The organism is Flavobacterium sp. TN-1, assembly GCF_052828645.1.
Window position 1 is genome coordinate 1540025 of record NZ_CM128253.1, and the last position, 15389, is coordinate 1555413.

Consider the following 15389-nt stretch of genomic DNA (forward strand, 5'->3'; position numbering starts at 1 on the left):
AAATATGAAAAAATTACTACATAATCTAAAAGGAGATAAAGTCATCTGGGCATTTGTTGCGCTACTGGCGTTATTTTCCTTTATGCCCGTATACAGCGCAAGTAGTAATTTAGCTTATCTAGGTAGAGGAACAGGGAATACATTAGGGTATTTACTCAAACATTTTATGCACTTAGGGCTGGGTTTTGCCATCATGTATGGTTCGCATAAAGTACCGTATCATTATTTTAGAAACCTATCAATGGTTTTGCTGCCTTTTGTATGGTTAATGTTACTTTATACCTTATTTAAAGGAACTGTAATAGACGGTGCTAATGCCAGTAGATGGATACAATTGCCAGGAGGTATATCATTTCAACCATCCGCTTTAGCAGCTATGGTCTTATATATGTATGTAGCACGCTATTTGTCTAAGACAGATACAGAAGAAATGACTTTTCAAAAATCATTTGTGTCTTTATGGATACCCGTTTTTGTTACCGTAGGACTAATATTTCCAGCCAATTTCTCTACGGCAGCACTTATTTTTTCAATGGTTTTAATGATCACTTTTGTAGGACAATATCCTATAAAAAATAGTGGTATAATTATTGGAATGGGAATAGGAGCAGCACTGTTTTTTATTTTGTTGGTTAAAGCTTTTCCAGATGCCTTCCCTAATCGTGTAGATACCTGGATGAGTCGTATTGAAAATTTTATATCAGACAAATCAGATCCAGATGAAGATTACCAAATTGAAAAAGCAAAAACGGCTATAGCAACAGGTGGGATTTACGGATTAGGACCAGGTAAAAGCGTACAACGAAATTTCCTTCCGCAATCTTCTTCCGATTTTATTTTTGCGATTATTATTGAAGAGTTTGGATTAATAGGAGGTTTTGCGATTATTTTTCTATACCTCATGTTATTTGTACGTTTTGTAATAGCATCCTATAAAGCACCCACATTATTTGGTAAACTTATAGTAGCAGGTTTAGGATTTCCAATCATCTTCCAAGCTTTTATTAATATGGGAGTAGCAGTAGAATTATTGCCCACTACAGGACAAACTTTACCATTGATAAGTAGCGGAGGTACTTCTATTTGGATGACCTGCGCAGCCATTGGTATCATCCTTAATGTAACAAAAAAAGAAGAGGAAATCGTAAAAGAAAAAGAAGAAAAAGAAGAAAGAGAAACTGCTTTACAGCGTATTATAGACAGAGAAATTGAAGAACAAAATAAAATAGATACGGAACTAGAACAAGATTATTCAATAGAAGATAAAGATAATCCTATGAATGCTGTTTTAAATAAATAAATGATGAAGCAAAATCCCAAAATAATAATTAGTGGAGGCGGTACAGGAGGTCATATTTATCCTGCTATTGCAATTGCAAACGAGATTAAATCACGTTATCCACAAGCTGATATTTTGTTTGTAGGAGCCCGTGATAAGATGGAAATGCAAAAAGTTCCTCAAGCAGGTTATCCTATAAAAGGATTATGGATTGCAGGAATTCAAAGAAAATTAACTTTACAAAACATTATGTTCCCCTTAAAGTTAATATCAAGTTTACTAAAGTCATTTCAAATTATCAAAAAATTTAATCCAGATGTAGTCGTGGGTACAGGAGGTTTCGCTAGTGGAGCAGTATTAAAAATAGCTTCTATATTAGGGATTCCAACAATAATTCAAGAACAAAATTCATATCCAGGAATTACAAATAAAATATTAAGTAAAAAAGCCCAAAAAATTTGTGTAGCGTATGAAAATTTAGAACAATTTTTTCCAAAAGAAAATATAATTCTTACAGGAAATCCAGTTCGTCAAGATATAATCTCTGTTGAAAATAAAAAAGAAGAAGCCTTAACTTATTTTAAGTTAGATCCTTCAAAAAAAAGACTACTAATACTTGGAGGTAGTTTAGGAGCAAGAAGAATTAATCAATTAATAGCAAAAGAAATCAATTGGTTATTAGAACAAGATATTCAGATAATATGGCAGTGTGGAAAATTATATTTTGAAGAATATAAACACTTTAGTGACAAAAAAGGAGTACAAGTCTTTTCTTTTATAGACAGAATGGATTTCGTATATGCAGCAGCCGATTTCATAATTTCCCGCTCAGGAGCTTCGTCTGTTTCCGAATTATGTTTAGTTGGCAAACCTGTTATTTTTATCCCATCACCTAATGTAGCGGAAGATCATCAAACCAAAAATGCACTAGCCATAGTAGAAAAACAAGGAGCTATACTTTTAAAAGAAACTGAATTAGATAATACATTTGAACCCGTTTTTGCAACACTTCTTAATGACAAAGAAAAACAAGAAAATCTAGGGAAAAATATAAAAGCATTAGCATTGCCTAATGCAACAAAACAAATTGTAGAAGAAATAATGAAGAGAGTCAAATAAAAGATGAGCAACAATAAAAAATAATTATTAGAAGACATAAAAAATATCAATAAACATGGTTGCTGAAATTACCATTGAATATTGAAATTACCATTGAACATTGAAAATAAAGATTAAAATGAATATAAATCAAATACATAATGTTTATTTTATAGGTATAGGAGGTATCGGAATGAGTGCTTTAGCACGCTACTTTAAAAATATAGGTAAGCAAGTAATAGGATACGATAAGACACCTACTATGCTAACTAACGATTTAATCACAAGTGGAATTGCTATTCATTTTGAGGACAATACTAATTATATTCCAGATTATTGTACGCCAGAAAATACCCTAGTAGTTTATACACCCGCTATAAAACAACTTTCAGAATGGGATTATTTTAAAGAAAAAGGATTTACTATAAAAAAAAGGGCTGAAGTTTTAGGAATAATAACAAAAGATACATTTTGCTTCGCAGTAGCAGGGACTCATGGTAAAACCACGACCTCTAGTATTTTAGGACACATTTTGCATGAAAGTGGATTAGACGTAACCGCCTTTTTAGGAGGTATAGTAGAAAATTATAATTCTAATTTAATTGGTTCAGGAAAGACAATAACTGTTGTAGAAGCAGATGAATTTGATAGATCTTTTTTACATTTGCACCCGAATATTGCCTGTATAACATCAATGGATGCAGATCATTTAGATATTTATGGAGATGATGAAGCAATAAAAGCTTCATTTAATGAATTTGCAACAAAAATTGGAGATAAGAATAAATTATTTGTAATCAATGGTTTATCTTTAGAAGGAGTAACAGTAGGAGTTAATGATAATTCTCAATTTGTAGCATATAATGTAAGAATTGTTGATGGATGGTATGTTTTTGACGTAAAAACACCAAAAGAAGAAATTAAAGACGTGAGATTTGGATTGCCAGGAAAACATAATTTAACAAATGCTCTATTAGCTTTAGCTATGGCACGTACTTATGGTACCCCTGTGAAGTCTATTGTAAATGCACTAGCTACGTTTAAAGGAGTAAAACGTCGTTTTTCATTTCAAATTCGTAAACCTAATTTTGTGTACATAGACGATTATGCACATCATCCTACTGAAATAAATGCCGTACATCAGGCAGTAAGAGAATTGTATCCAAATAAAAAAGTACTGGCTATATTTCAGCCACATTTGTTCAGTAGAACCAAAGATTTTGTAGAAGATTTTGCTGAAAGTTTAGCACAATTTGATGAAATCTACCTGATGGAAATTTATCCAGCACGTGAATTGCCTATGCAAGGAGTTACATCGCAATGGTTGTTGGATAAAATAAAAAATGAAAATAAAAAATTAGTACAAAAAGAAGAACTAATAAATCTATTAAAATTGTCAGATGCCCCAATAATTGTTACAATTGGAGCAGGTGATATAGGAGAGATGGTTCCGAAAATAAAAAAAGCATTAAATGCGTAAAAATAGGTTAGAAAACATTCAATTAATAATCATTTTTGGAATTGTAATTTTCTTGTATTCTTTTGCTTCAAAAAGAAATAAATCTAGGAAAATAGCAAAAACTCAAGTGGAAATTGTGGATAAAAATAACCCCTTTTTAACACCCGAAACGGTTAATAACTTGTTGATAGAAAATTTTGGAGGCTCTTTTTCCGTTACAAAAGAAGAGCTAGATTTGAACGCTATAGAGGCTTCTATAAACAAACATAAACTAGTTGAAAAATCAGAAGTTTATGTAAGCGTAGATGGAAAGCTTAAAGTTATAGTTACTCAAAAGACCCCAATTGCTCGAGTTTTTAATCATGACGACTCTTATTATATTGATTATAAGGGTGGTAGAATGCCTTTGTCTGATAATTTTAGTGCGCGTGTACCATTAGTTTATGGTGCTACGAAAAATTCCTATAGTAAGGATTTTGTAACACTATTAAAAATAATTCATGATGATGAATTTTTGAAAAAAAATATCATAGGAATGAAAATAAAACCAGATGGAAGTGTAATAATGAAAAATAGAAATTATGGTTATGATATAATTTTTGGAAGAACCATTTATATGGAACGAAAATTTAATAATTATAAAGCTTTTTTTCAAAAAGCAGTGCAGGATACAATTTTAGGTTCATACAAAACCATTAACCTAAAATTTATCAAACAAGTAGTATGCACAAAATAGAAGAGTATGGAAAGAGATAATATAGCAGTAGGGCTTGATATAGGTACGACTAAAATCGTAGCCATGTTAGGCAAGAAAAATGAATATGGTAAGCTTGAAATTTTAGGCGTAGGAAAGTCTAAAAGTCTCGGTGTGGCTCGTGGGGTAGTAAATAATATAACTCAAACCATCCAGTCTATACAAGAAGCTGTTTCCTTAGCAGAAAAAGATTCAGGCTATAAAATAAAAGATGTGGTGGTGGGTATTGCAGGACAACACATTCGAAGTATCCAACACAGCGATTATATATCAAGACCTAATGCCGAAGAAGTAATTAGTGAAAAAGACATTAATATGCTTATTGGACAGGTTCAAAAATTACCGATGTTACCAGGTGAAGAGATAATACATGTATTACCTCAAGAATTTAAAATTGATGGGCAAGAAGGAATAAAGGAACCTATAGGTATGTATGGAGGACGTTTAGAAGCGAGTTTTCATGTTGTACTAGGACAAGCATCTTCTATTCGTAATGTAGGACGTTGTATAAAAAGTGCAGGACTAGATCTGTCGGGATTAACATTAGAACCGTTAGCCTCGGCTGATGCTGTTTTAAGCCAAGAAGAAAAAGAAGCAGGAGTTGCTCTAATAGATATTGGAGGAGGTACAACAGATTTAGCTATTTTTAAAGACGGTATTATTCGTCATACAGCTGTCGTGCCATTTGGAGGTAATGTAATAACAGAAGATATAAAAGAAGGTTGCTCAATTATTGAAAAACAAGCCGAATTATTAAAAACAAAATTTGGTTCTGCTTGGCCAGGAGAAAATAAAGATAACGAAATAGTATCTATTCCAGGATTAAGAGGACGTGAGCCAAAAGAAATTTCATTAAAGAATCTTTCTAAAATTATTCATGCACGCGTAGTAGAAATTATAGAGCAAATTTATAGTGAAATCAGATCGTATGGACATGACGATCCAAGAAAAAAATTAATTGCAGGAATTGTATTGACAGGAGGAGGAGCTCAGTTAAAACATATCAAACAATTAGTAGAATATATAACAGGAATGGATACCCGTATAGGTTATCCAAACGAACATTTAGCAGGTAGTTCCGGCGAAGAAATTTCAAGCCCCTTATATGCTACAGCAGTAGGGCTCGTTATGAATAGTATTCGTAACAATACAATGAGTGCAATCCCTCAAGAAGATTACGTGCCAGAACCTATTTTAGTTCAAAAGCCTACTGAAGCAGAACAAAAAATGATAGAAGAGGAGTTGAAAAAAGAAATTGAGGAAGCCCAAATCCCTGAATCAAAATCAACTGAAAAAACGATTCGTCGTTCCTTTTTTGATAAGTATATAGATAGAATTAAAGATTTTTTAGATAACGCTGAGTAATCTTCGTTATCAATAATAAAAGAAGAAAATATAAATACCAAATAGTATGGAAAGCAACTCAGGATTTGGAAGTATATCATTTGATTTGCCTAAAACGCAAACCAATGTAATAAAAGTAATTGGTGTTGGAGGTGGTGGTAGCAACGCTATCAATCACATGTATAAACAAGGAATCAAAGGTGTTGATTTTATTGTGTGTAATACAGATTCTCAAGCTTTGCAAAATAGTAATGTTCCACATCGTATTCAATTAGGAGCTAATTTAACAGAAGGACTAGGTGCTGGAGCAAACCCAGAAGTAGGACATCAAGCAGCTTTAGAAAGTATAGAAGATATAGAAAAAATGTTAGATACAAACACTAAGATGGTTTTTATCACAGCAGGTATGGGCGGAGGTACAGGTACAGGTGCTGCACCAGTAATAGCCCAATTAGCTAAAGAAAAAGACATCTTAACCGTTGGTATTGTAACAATTCCTTTTCAATTTGAAGGGAAAGTTCGTTCAGAACAAGCTTTACTAGGAGTTGAAAAATTAAGAAAACAAGTAGATTCGTTGATTGTTATTAATAACAATAAACTCCGTGAAGTATACGGTAATTTAGGTTTTAAAGCAGGATTTTCTAAAGCTGATGAAGTCTTAGCTACAGCTTCAAGAGGTATTGCAGAAGTAATTACCCATCACTATACCCAAAATATAGACTTGAAAGATGCTAAAACAGTTCTATCTAATAGTGGTACCGCCATAATGGGATCGGCTACAGCAGAAGGTGAACACAGAGCTAAAGAAGCCATTGTAGCAGCTCTAGACTCCCCATTGTTAAATGATAATAAGATTACAGGTGCTAAAAACGTTTTGTTGCTTATCGTTTCAGGTGCTAATGAAATTACTATTGATGAAATAGGTGAAATTAATGATTATATCCAAGAAGAAGCAGGTTATAATGCTAATATTATCATGGGAGTAGGAGAAGATGAAGAACTTGGAGATAAAATTTCAGTAACAGTTATTGCAACTGGATTTTGTATAGAACAACAAGCGGGTTTTGTAAATACAGAACCTAAAAAAATAATTCATGCTTTAGAAGATGAGCAAAAATTAGTGCAAAATTTAACTCAAAAATTTGAAGCGCAAGGTTTTGATTTTAATACAATCATTACCCCTACTGAACCTGTTGTTTCAGTACCTCCAGTTACACCTATACCCCCTGTAGATTCAAGAATAGTGTATAATTTAGAAGATGAAACTCCTAATAATCCTATATCAACAGCTTCTCTAGAAGTAGATTTTCAAGAACCTGTAGTACATCAAACAGCTGTAAATAATGCTGTTATGTCAGGTTTAGATTTAGTTCCTACTTCTGAATTTATTAAAAATTTAAATGTTACTTTTGAAATTGTTCCACCTAAAGAAATCGTAGCAAATGAATTTTTTATAACAACACCTGAAGTTAAGGCAATGGAAGTAGTAGCACCTGAAGTGATTTCTGTTTCCAATCCCATGGCATTTACTTTTGATTTGCCAGTAGCCAGAAAAGAAGCAATAACGCCTGAGAAAAATGTTTTTGAACTAACAGATGAAATTAAAGATATAAAAGTTAATCAAGCAGTTCAACTCGTACCTATGACAGAAGTTTCACAAGATGGAATTATTCGTCATTCTCTAGAAGAATATATGGAAAATGAAAATCCATTTTTCCAGACCAAAAAAACGGAACCTGTAGTAGAAAAGATTCCAGAGGAATTAAATATTACAATCAAACAAACAGAAGAAACAGTAGTAGAGCAAAATTATGGCTTAAGTTCTAACGAAATTTCACCAGTAGAAATGTCTATTGAAGAATCGTTGCGTTTAAGAGCAGAAGAACGCCGTCGAAAAATGAAAGAATTTAATTATAAATTTCATAACAACGCATCCCGTGTAGAAGAATACGAAAAAGTACCTGCATATAAAAGAATGGGATTGGATGTAACTAATAACCCTATTCAAAATAATCAATCAAGAATGTCTTTAGGTTTAGACAATAATGATGAAATACAATTGCGTTCTAATAATTCTTTTTTACATGATAATGTGGATTAGCTAAAATAAAATTGCTTTTATCTTACCCGAAAAATATGATGATTTTTCGGGTTATTTTTTTAATTTCGCGTCTCGAAAGAAACCTTTTTATTTTTACATAAAAAAGTCAAACAAATCTAAAATTTCAATAATCTAATATAAAATCATTATGAGTTTATCAGCAAAAATTATGGATGAAATGAAAAATGCTATGAAAGCTAAAGATTCAGTAGCATTAGAGGCTTTAAGAGCTATTAAGTCAGCTATTTTATTAGCGCAGACAGAAAGTGGAGCTAAGGAAGAAATTTCAGCTGATGATGAAATAAAATTATTACAACGTCTAGTTAAACAACGCAAGGATTCTGCGGCTATTTATGTTGAGCAAAATCGAGCAGATTTAGCTGAACCTGAATTAGCACAAGTAACAGTAATCGAAAAGTTTTTACCTGCTCAATTATCAGAAGTAGAAGTAGAAGCAGAAGTAGCTAAAATTATTGCAGAAGGAGGTTTCTCAGGAATGGCTGCTATGGGACAAGTAATGGCACAAGCTTCTAAAGTTTTAGCAGGACAAGCAGATGGGAAAACTATTTCAAATATTGTGAAAAAACTTTTAGCTTAAAATAAGTGAAACATAATTAAGGATTTTATCCAGTTCTCTAGTTTGATCGCATAAATAAAATCCTTAATTTTTTTAATTATACTGGCTCTATAGTTCAATTGGATAGAATATCAGATTCCGGTTCTGACGATTTGGGTTCGAATCCCAATAGAGCCTCCATTTTTAACTTACATAGTACATATTGCTGATTTTATACCATTCAAACTTTTAAATTTCCTCATAATACTATTTTTTTAACCTTGAGATTGTCCAAAAAGTTTGCAACCTTGTTCATTTCGACCAAAGGGAGAAATTATATAATGTTGATTATGAGACTCCTCTTTCGGAGTGATAAACTGCATGTTGATTTAGGTACTATCCTACAAAAGCAATAAAAATTAGTGTTGGTTCTCGATGCGCTTCGCGCTCGAACTAACGGTGATTTCAATTATATACTCAACCTTCTATTCAAGTTGATTTAGGTTTAATAGTCAAATTTTTTTTATTTCATGAAAACTTCAAAAAAAAGCGTTGTCTAACCTGCAAAAGCCTCAATACGATAAAGTGTGGAATAAGAGAAAATAAGCAGATACTGTACAAAAAATTCTTTACACACTTTTTTTGTACAGTATCTTTTTCTAATGCGTAATCTGGGTTTAAACTTTAAATCGAAAGAATCAAGTCTAATAAAAAAAATGAGCCCGATAAAATATCGAACTCATTATTATAAAAATTAAGTTTGAATTTGTCTAAAATTTTGGACAGTCTCTTTAGTGCCTTATTTAAGTGCTTTGTTATCTTTAAAAAAGATCTTTAGATATTACATCATTCCTGGCATACCGCCACCCATTGGCATACCACCAGCAGGAACTTCTTCCTTAATGTCAATTAAAGCACACTCGGTCGTTAGAATCATTCCTGAAACCGAAGCAGCGTTTTCTAAAGCTACACGTGTTACTTTTTTAGGGTCAATGATTCCTGCTTCTAACATGTCTACGTATTCATCAGTTTTAGCGTTGTATCCAAAGTTTTCTTTGCCTTCCGCTACTTTAGCCACAATTACAGAGCCTTCTAAACCAGCATTTTCAACTATAGTACGTAATGGCGCTTCAATAGCACGAGAAACAATTTGAATTCCTGTAGCTTCGTCACCATTTTCAGCTTTGATGTCAGCTAAAACCGCTTTGGCTCTTAATAAGGCTACACCACCACCAGCTACAATACCTTCTTCAACCGCAGCACGAGTAGCGTGTAACGCATCATCCACACGGTCTTTCTTCTCTTTCATTTCTACTTCAGAAGCAGCACCCACATATAATACCGCTACACCACCAGCTAATTTAGCCAAACGTTCTTGTAATTTTTCACGGTCGTAGTCAGAAGTTGTTGACTCCATTTGTGCTTTGATTTGGTTTACACGATTTTTAATCATTTCGTTGTCACCTGCACCGTTTACAATGGTAGTGTTATCTTTATCAATAGAAACTTTTTCAGCAGTACCTAACATTTCTAAAGTAGCGTTTTCTAAAGTGTACCCGCTTTCTTCTGAAATTACGGTACCTCCAGTTAAGATAGCAATGTCTTCTAGCATAGCTTTTCTACGGTCACCAAAACCTGGTGCTTTTACCGCAGCAATTTTCAAAGCACCACGTAATTTGTTTACGACCAAAGTAGATAAAGCTTCCCCATCTACATCTTCCGCAATGATTAATAATGGTTTAGAAGATTGCGCAACAGGCTCTAAAATTGGTAATAATTCTTTTAAAGAAGATACTTTTTTGTCGTATAATAAAATGTAAGGTCTTTCTAATTCAACCTCCATTTTTTCTGTGTTTGTAACGAAGTAAGGTGATAAATACCCTCTGTCAAACTGCATACCTTCTACTACGTCTACGTAAGTATCCGTACCTTTTGCTTCCTCTACAGTGATAACTCCTTCTTTGCCTACTTTACCAAAAGCAGTTGCAATTAAATCACCAATAACTTCATCGTTATTAGCTGAAATAGAAGCTACTTGTTTGATTTTATCAGTAGATGAACCTACTTCTTTTGCTTGCTTGCCTAAATCAGTTACGATAGCCTCAACTGCTTTGTCGATACCACGTTTTAAATCCATAGGGTTAGCGCCCGCAGCTACGTTTTTCAAACCTTCCTTAACGATTGCTTGTGCTAATACGGTAGCAGTAGTAGTACCATCACCTGCTAAATCATTGGTTTTAGAAGCTACTTCTTTTACCATTTGCGCACCCATGTTTTCAAGAGTGTCTTTTAATTCTACTTCTTTTGCTACAGAAACACCGTCCTTAGTTACGTGAGGTGCTCCAAAAGATTTAGATATAATTACATTGCGACCTTTAGGTCCTAAAGTTACTTTTACTGCATTTGCTAATGCGTCTACACCACGCTTTAAACCGTCACGTGCTTCAATATCAAATTTTATATCTTTTGCCATTTTAATTTTTTTTTAGTGATTAGTGGTAAGTAATTAGTGAATAGATATTAAATTTTACTTTTCACTATTTACTTTTTACTTTTTACTCCATTTAGATAATCGCAAGAATATCATCCTCACGCATAATTAAATAATCTTTGTTTTCAAATTTTAAATCAGTTCCAGCATATTTTCCATATAAAACAGTATCGCCAACTTGAACAGTCATAGGTTGGTCTTTTTTTCCGTTTCCTACAGCTACCACAATTCCTTTTTGAGGTTTTTCTTTAGCTGTATCAGGGATGATGATGCCAGAAGCTGTTTGAGTTTCAGCAGCGGCTGGCTCCACGATAACGCGGTCTGAAAGTGGTTTAATGTTTAATGCCATAATTATTTTTGGATTTTTAATGTTATTAAATTCTGTAGTGTTTTTGCAGAAATTATGCCAATTTATAAAAGCTGTCAAAAAAGGAAGGTTTGGTAAAAATGAAAATGCCAGCTTGTCAGAGCTGGCATTTTAGAGTATTTTGTTTAAAATTATTTTTTTTCTTCCATACCTGGTTTGGTAGGAGTAGCTGGAGTAGTTGTTTTAGCATCAGTGTTTGAGGCCGCTGGAACCGTAGCTGGAGCACTTGATTCATTAATTAGTTTAGAGCCTGTATCACTATTAGTTCCATTGAAACTTAAGCTAGATAATAAGATAAGCACTAATAAAGCACCTGCTAAATACCAAGTTGATTTATCTAAGAAATCTGTTGTTTTTTGAACACCTCCCATCATTTGTGAACTACCAAAAGTTGAAGATAATCCTCCTCCCTTAGGGTTTTGCACCATAATTACTACCACTAATAAAAAACAAACTATAGTGATTAATACTAAGAAAATTGTAAATGTACTCATTGTTTATCTGTTGTTATTTTGTTGTAAATCTTTTATATCCAAAATTCTGTCTGCAAATAAACTACTTTTTTCTGGATATTTCAAAATTAAAATTTCATAAGCTTGTATTGCTTTTGTGTATTTTTTTTGCTCTAAATAAATTTTTGCCAGAGTTTCAGTCATTAAATAAGGGCTATCATTCTTTTTTGAAATATAGCTTGGAGCTGGAATATTGTCTTTTGGAGGTGAAATTTTAGGGTTGTTATGAATAAATTTATCAATTAGATCCATTTTAGAATTTACTTCAGTATCTTCTTTTTTATTTGTTGTATTTGAAATTTCATTTGTTGTAGAATTTTTAGAAATAGTGTCTGAGATAGAAATTTTGTTAGTTATGTTTTCTTCTGCTGGTTTTGTTATGGGCTCTTCTTTTTCTACAGTAATAATATTTTCGGGTCTTTCAATAGGGGTTGTTTTGGATAGAAGTAACCACTCTTGAAAGGAAAGCGTTTTGTTGTCGTTAAGGATAATAGGTTCGCTAAGATTGATTTCGATTTCATGTTTTTGATCTAAATCAATAATATCTTCTAGCCAAGATACTTTTTCTCTAATTGAGGGTGTATGAGAAGAAGGTATTTCGATTTTATTGTTTATGGATTGGTCTGATTCGGATATAGAAGACAAAATGGATTTTTCTAAAGGATTTTCTAATGAGATAGATTCTTCTGTGATTGTATTGTTGTTAGAATCTTCTATTGTCTCATTGGCAATAATAATTGAATTTAAAACAGATTGTTCTAGTTTTTCTTCATCTGTAACATTAGAATTTTGTATTTCTGTTTCTAAATTGATAGAATCGTTTGAAGATGTATTTTTTTTTGTTAATTCGAGTTCTTCTTTTGTATATGCCTCGTTTATTTGAGAGACAGATTCTATAGCTTCATTAATTTTATCAGATGAAGAAAATTTTGAATGAATTGTTGGCGTAATCACTTCAAAGTTTCGTTCTTGAGCAAAATTTTTATTGGTAATGAAATCAAAAAGAATAGTTCGATCGGTAGTGTGAGCAGCTGTCAGTTTTAAAGCGGCGTTGTATTTAAAACTGTCTTGTATATGTAGCCCTTTCAAATATAAGCTTCTTGCACTCTGAAAATAAGGGTATTCTTTGAGTACAGATTCTAACTCACTACATTGCGAATGAGTGATTATATTAGGGTTTTTTAGTAAAGAGGTAAGTTCTGTTGTATTCATAGACTACCATTTAGCTAAGGTCTCGTTAAACATATCTTGTGTAATTCGTTCAAATATTTCGTCTAAAGCTGTTTGTAATTTGCTTCCCGTTAATTGTTCTGCTGCTGGATAGTCATAGTAGAAAGAAAATTTCTTTTCAAAATTTTCTTCTGATTTGCTTTTATTTGAAAAACGAAGGTTAATAGTAATTGAAAGTCTATTTTGAGCAGCTGTTAGATTAGCAGTTGCCGTCATAGGACTAATGCGATAGTCTACTATTTCGCCTTCATATACGAGGTCTCCATTTGTATTTGTTAGATTTAAATTGGTCTGATTTTGAATTAAATCTTGTAATCGTAAGGTGAATTTTCTTTCAATCCCAGGTTCAATAAGTTCTGAAACATTTTGAAAGGTATTTACTTGAAATGTTTTTGCTTCTATTTTACCTGTACCTGTGAAGTTATAGACACCACAAGAAGATAGTATTAATGAAGAAAAGAGAAAGAATATATGTTTAAATTGTTTCATAATGTTGATAATGAATATCCTTTTTCAAAAATAAAGTTTTTGTATAAACGTTTTTGATAAAGTATAGAAAATTATAAATCGAATTGTTTTATTTTTCGGTATAATGTCCTTTCTGATATACCTAATTCATCAGCTGCGGCTTTTCTTTTTCCTTTGTTTCTTTCCAAAGCTTTTTTAATTAACTCAATTTCTTTTTGATCTAGGCGTAAAGAGTCCTCTTCTTCTTCAATAGTGTGAGCAAAAATGTAATCAGAGTCATCATCGTCATCGAATTCTTCTTGAATATGAGGTGTATTCGGGATGGTTTGTACTCTTGTTTCTTCTTGGAAATAAGGATTGTTTTCCTCTTTTTGTCCGTAAATTCTTTGAATTAATCCTTTATTTGCTTCTTGTACTTTCGTGCTACCATTTTGCATGAGTTCTAGAGTTAACTTTTTAAGGTCGTTTAAGTCTGCTTTCATGTCAAATAGGATTTTGTATAGAATTTCTCTTTCTGATGAAAAATCGTTTTCTGATTTTGGACTTACAATTTGAGGTAGGTTATTTCCTTCGTTTGGGATATAGGAAATAAGTGTATTGGTGGAAATATTACGATTAGTTTCTAAAACGGATATTTGTTCTGCTACGTTACGTAGTTGACGTATGTTACCACTCCATCTGTATTTTATTAAGTGTTGTACAGCACTATCTTCTAATTTTATAGGGGGCATTTTGTATTTTTGTGCAAAATCAGAGGCAAATTTTCTAAATAATAAATGAATATCATCTTTTCGTTCGCGCAAAGCGGGTAGTGCTATTTCAACGGTACTTAATCTATAATAAAGATCTTCTCTAAATTTACCTTTAGAAATAGCTTCTTGCATATTAACATTAGTAGCAGCTACAATACGTACATTAGTTTTTTGAACCTGAGAGGATCCTACTTTTATAAACTCACCGTTTTCTAAGACACGTAGTAGACGGACTTGGGTTGTAAGTGGAAGTTCTCCTACTTCGTCTAAGAAAATAGTTCCACCGTCAGCTACCTCAAAATAGCCTTCACGAGTATTGGTAGCCCCCGTAAAAGCCCCTTTCTCATGACCAAATAATTCAGAGTCTATCGTTCCTTCAGGAATTGCACCGCAGTTTACTGCGATGTATTTTCCATGTTTACGATGTGAAAGAGAATGAATGATTTTAGGAATACTTTCTTTTCCCACACCACTTTCACCAATAACCAAAACCGAAATGTCTGTAGGAGCTACTTGAATTGCTTTTTCAAGAGCTCTATTTAACTTCGGATCATTACCGATGATTTCAAATCGTTGTTTTATGCTTTGTACATTTTCCATAAATTAATCTAAAGAATCTAATAATAAACAACTTTTGTTGATGATGATGTTTTTAATTTTAATGATATGAATTGAAAAATTGCCTTTGTTTTCTTTTACTGTTGCTATTGTTTCTAATTGTATTTTCGATCCTTTTTTTATTATTTCTTTAAATCTTGAAAGTATTTCAGTACTTTGAACTCCTTTTTCATCAACAATTAACATTTCTTCACTGATGATAGAACATTTTTTTATATAAAATTGATTGTTTTTTTTTGTTAACATACCAAAAAAGACATCTGAATTTTCTTCTTGTGTGTTAAAAAATAGTTTCTCTTGGCTAAAGGAATTTATAGCAAATGAGAAAAAAAGAATATGTAGAAACAATCGAAACATAAA

Annotated in this window: 14 protein-coding genes and 1 tRNA gene; 8 read left to right on the plus strand and 7 right to left on the minus strand. The window is 32.4% G+C overall.

The window, feature by feature from the left end; translation table 11 throughout:
- Positions 1-4: 4 nt before the first annotated feature.
- The 8 genes from ACUXZJ_RS06550 (at position 5) to ACUXZJ_RS06585 (ending at position 8792) form a co-directional block, all read left to right on the plus strand.
- A complete protein-coding gene (locus tag ACUXZJ_RS06550) occupies positions 5-1300 on the plus strand; it encodes an FtsW/RodA/SpoVE family cell cycle protein (protein ID WP_446196093.1) in 1296 nt (431 codons plus the stop codon).
- Positions 1301-1303: 3 nt separating this feature from the next.
- The gene (gene murG, locus ACUXZJ_RS06555; RefSeq protein ID WP_081248790.1) at positions 1304-2398 is read left to right on the plus strand and encodes an undecaprenyldiphospho-muramoylpentapeptide beta-N-acetylglucosaminyltransferase; all 1095 of its coding nucleotides are present in this window, start codon (positions 1304-1306) and stop codon (positions 2396-2398) included.
- 118 nt (positions 2399-2516) lie between these two features.
- A complete protein-coding gene (murC, locus tag ACUXZJ_RS06560; RefSeq protein WP_063743687.1) occupies positions 2517-3857 on the plus strand; it encodes a UDP-N-acetylmuramate--L-alanine ligase in 1341 nt (446 codons plus the stop codon).
- The gene (locus ACUXZJ_RS06565; protein ID WP_060383275.1) at positions 3850-4572 is read left to right on the plus strand and encodes a cell division protein FtsQ/DivIB; all 723 of its coding nucleotides are present in this window, start codon (positions 3850-3852) and stop codon (positions 4570-4572) included. Before murC ends, ACUXZJ_RS06565 begins: the two co-directional genes overlap by 8 nt.
- Positions 4573-4578: 6 nt before the next feature.
- The gene (gene ftsA / locus ACUXZJ_RS06570; protein ID WP_060383274.1) at positions 4579-5955 is read left to right on the plus strand and encodes a cell division protein FtsA; all 1377 of its coding nucleotides are present in this window, start codon (positions 4579-4581) and stop codon (positions 5953-5955) included.
- Positions 5956-6001: 46 nt separating this feature from the next.
- Positions 6002-8035, plus strand: coding sequence for a cell division protein FtsZ (ftsZ, locus tag ACUXZJ_RS06575; protein ID WP_060383273.1), 2034 nt, complete (start codon positions 6002-6004; stop codon positions 8033-8035).
- A 148-nt stretch (positions 8036-8183) separates the two neighbouring features.
- On the plus strand, positions 8184-8633 hold the full coding sequence (locus ACUXZJ_RS06580) for a GatB/YqeY domain-containing protein (RefSeq protein WP_060383272.1): 450 nt from the start codon (positions 8184-8186) through the stop codon (positions 8631-8633).
- An 83-nt stretch (positions 8634-8716) separates the two neighbouring features.
- Positions 8717-8792 (plus strand) — tRNA-Arg (locus ACUXZJ_RS06585).
- Between the two features lie 640 nt (positions 8793-9432).
- On the opposite strand, the gene groL is transcribed toward ACUXZJ_RS06585, so the two are convergent.
- From groL to ACUXZJ_RS06620, 7 genes are all read right to left on the minus strand, one after another.
- Entirely contained in the window at positions 9433-11064 is a 1632-nt protein-coding gene (groL, locus tag ACUXZJ_RS06590) for a chaperonin GroEL (protein WP_060383271.1), read from the minus strand.
- Between the two features lie 91 nt (positions 11065-11155).
- Positions 11156-11431, minus strand: coding sequence for a co-chaperone GroES (locus ACUXZJ_RS06595; protein ID WP_060383891.1), 276 nt, complete (start codon positions 11429-11431; stop codon positions 11156-11158).
- Positions 11432-11580: 149 nt separating this feature from the next.
- Positions 11581-11943 carry a preprotein translocase subunit SecG gene (secG, locus tag ACUXZJ_RS06600; protein ID WP_063743688.1) on the minus strand — a complete coding sequence of 121 codons (363 nt, stop codon included), beginning with the start codon at positions 11941-11943 and terminating at the stop codon, positions 11581-11583.
- 3 nt (positions 11944-11946) lie between these two features.
- Positions 11947-13173, minus strand: a complete 1227-nt coding sequence (locus ACUXZJ_RS06605) for a tetratricopeptide repeat protein (RefSeq protein ID WP_063743689.1) — start codon at positions 13171-13173, stop codon at positions 11947-11949.
- A gap of 3 nt (positions 13174-13176) precedes the next feature.
- On the minus strand, positions 13177-13680 hold the full coding sequence (locus ACUXZJ_RS06610) for an LptE family protein (protein ID WP_060383268.1): 504 nt from the start codon (positions 13678-13680) through the stop codon (positions 13177-13179).
- Between the two features lie 71 nt (positions 13681-13751).
- Positions 13752-15011, minus strand: a complete 1260-nt coding sequence (locus ACUXZJ_RS06615; RefSeq protein WP_060383267.1) for a sigma-54 interaction domain-containing protein — start codon at positions 15009-15011, stop codon at positions 13752-13754.
- A gap of 3 nt (positions 15012-15014) precedes the next feature.
- Positions 15015-15386 carry a hypothetical protein gene (locus ACUXZJ_RS06620; protein WP_060383266.1) on the minus strand — a complete coding sequence of 124 codons (372 nt, stop codon included), beginning with the start codon at positions 15384-15386 and terminating at the stop codon, positions 15015-15017.
- Between the last annotated feature and the right edge of the window lie 3 nt (positions 15387-15389).

Excerpts from the sequence above, each read along its gene's own strand:
- ACUXZJ_RS06605 (WP_063743689.1), bottom strand. The coding sequence starts at position 13,173 with ATGAATACAACAGAACTTACCTCTTTACTAAAAAACCCTAATATAATC.
- ftsA (WP_060383274.1), top strand. The coding sequence starts at position 4,579 with ATGGAAAGAGATAATATAGCAGTAGGGCTTGATATAGGTACGACTAAA.
- ftsZ (WP_060383273.1), top strand. The coding sequence starts at position 6,002 with ATGGAAAGCAACTCAGGATTTGGAAGTATATCATTTGATTTGCCTAAA.
- ACUXZJ_RS06615 (WP_060383267.1), bottom strand. The coding sequence starts at position 15,011 with ATGGAAAATGTACAAAGCATAAAACAACGATTTGAAATCATCGGTAAT.
- secG (WP_063743688.1), bottom strand. The coding sequence starts at position 11,943 with ATGAGTACATTTACAATTTTCTTAGTATTAATCACTATAGTTTGTTTT.
- ACUXZJ_RS06595 (WP_060383891.1), bottom strand. The coding sequence starts at position 11,431 with ATGGCATTAAACATTAAACCACTTTCAGACCGCGTTATCGTGGAGCCA.
- ACUXZJ_RS06620 (WP_060383266.1), bottom strand. The coding sequence starts at position 15,386 with ATGTTTCGATTGTTTCTACATATTCTTTTTTTCTCATTTGCTATAAAT.
- groL (WP_060383271.1), bottom strand. The coding sequence starts at position 11,064 with ATGGCAAAAGATATAAAATTTGATATTGAAGCACGTGACGGTTTAAAG.
- ACUXZJ_RS06580 (WP_060383272.1), top strand. The coding sequence starts at position 8,184 with ATGAGTTTATCAGCAAAAATTATGGATGAAATGAAAAATGCTATGAAA.
- ACUXZJ_RS06565 (WP_060383275.1), top strand. The coding sequence starts at position 3,850 with ATGCGTAAAAATAGGTTAGAAAACATTCAATTAATAATCATTTTTGGA.
- murC (WP_063743687.1), top strand. The coding sequence starts at position 2,517 with ATGAATATAAATCAAATACATAATGTTTATTTTATAGGTATAGGAGGT.
- murG (WP_081248790.1), top strand. The coding sequence starts at position 1,304 with ATGAAGCAAAATCCCAAAATAATAATTAGTGGAGGCGGTACAGGAGGT.
- ACUXZJ_RS06610 (WP_060383268.1), bottom strand. The coding sequence starts at position 13,680 with ATGAAACAATTTAAACATATATTCTTTCTCTTTTCTTCATTAATACTA.
- ACUXZJ_RS06550 (WP_446196093.1), top strand. The coding sequence starts at position 5 with ATGAAAAAATTACTACATAATCTAAAAGGAGATAAAGTCATCTGGGCA.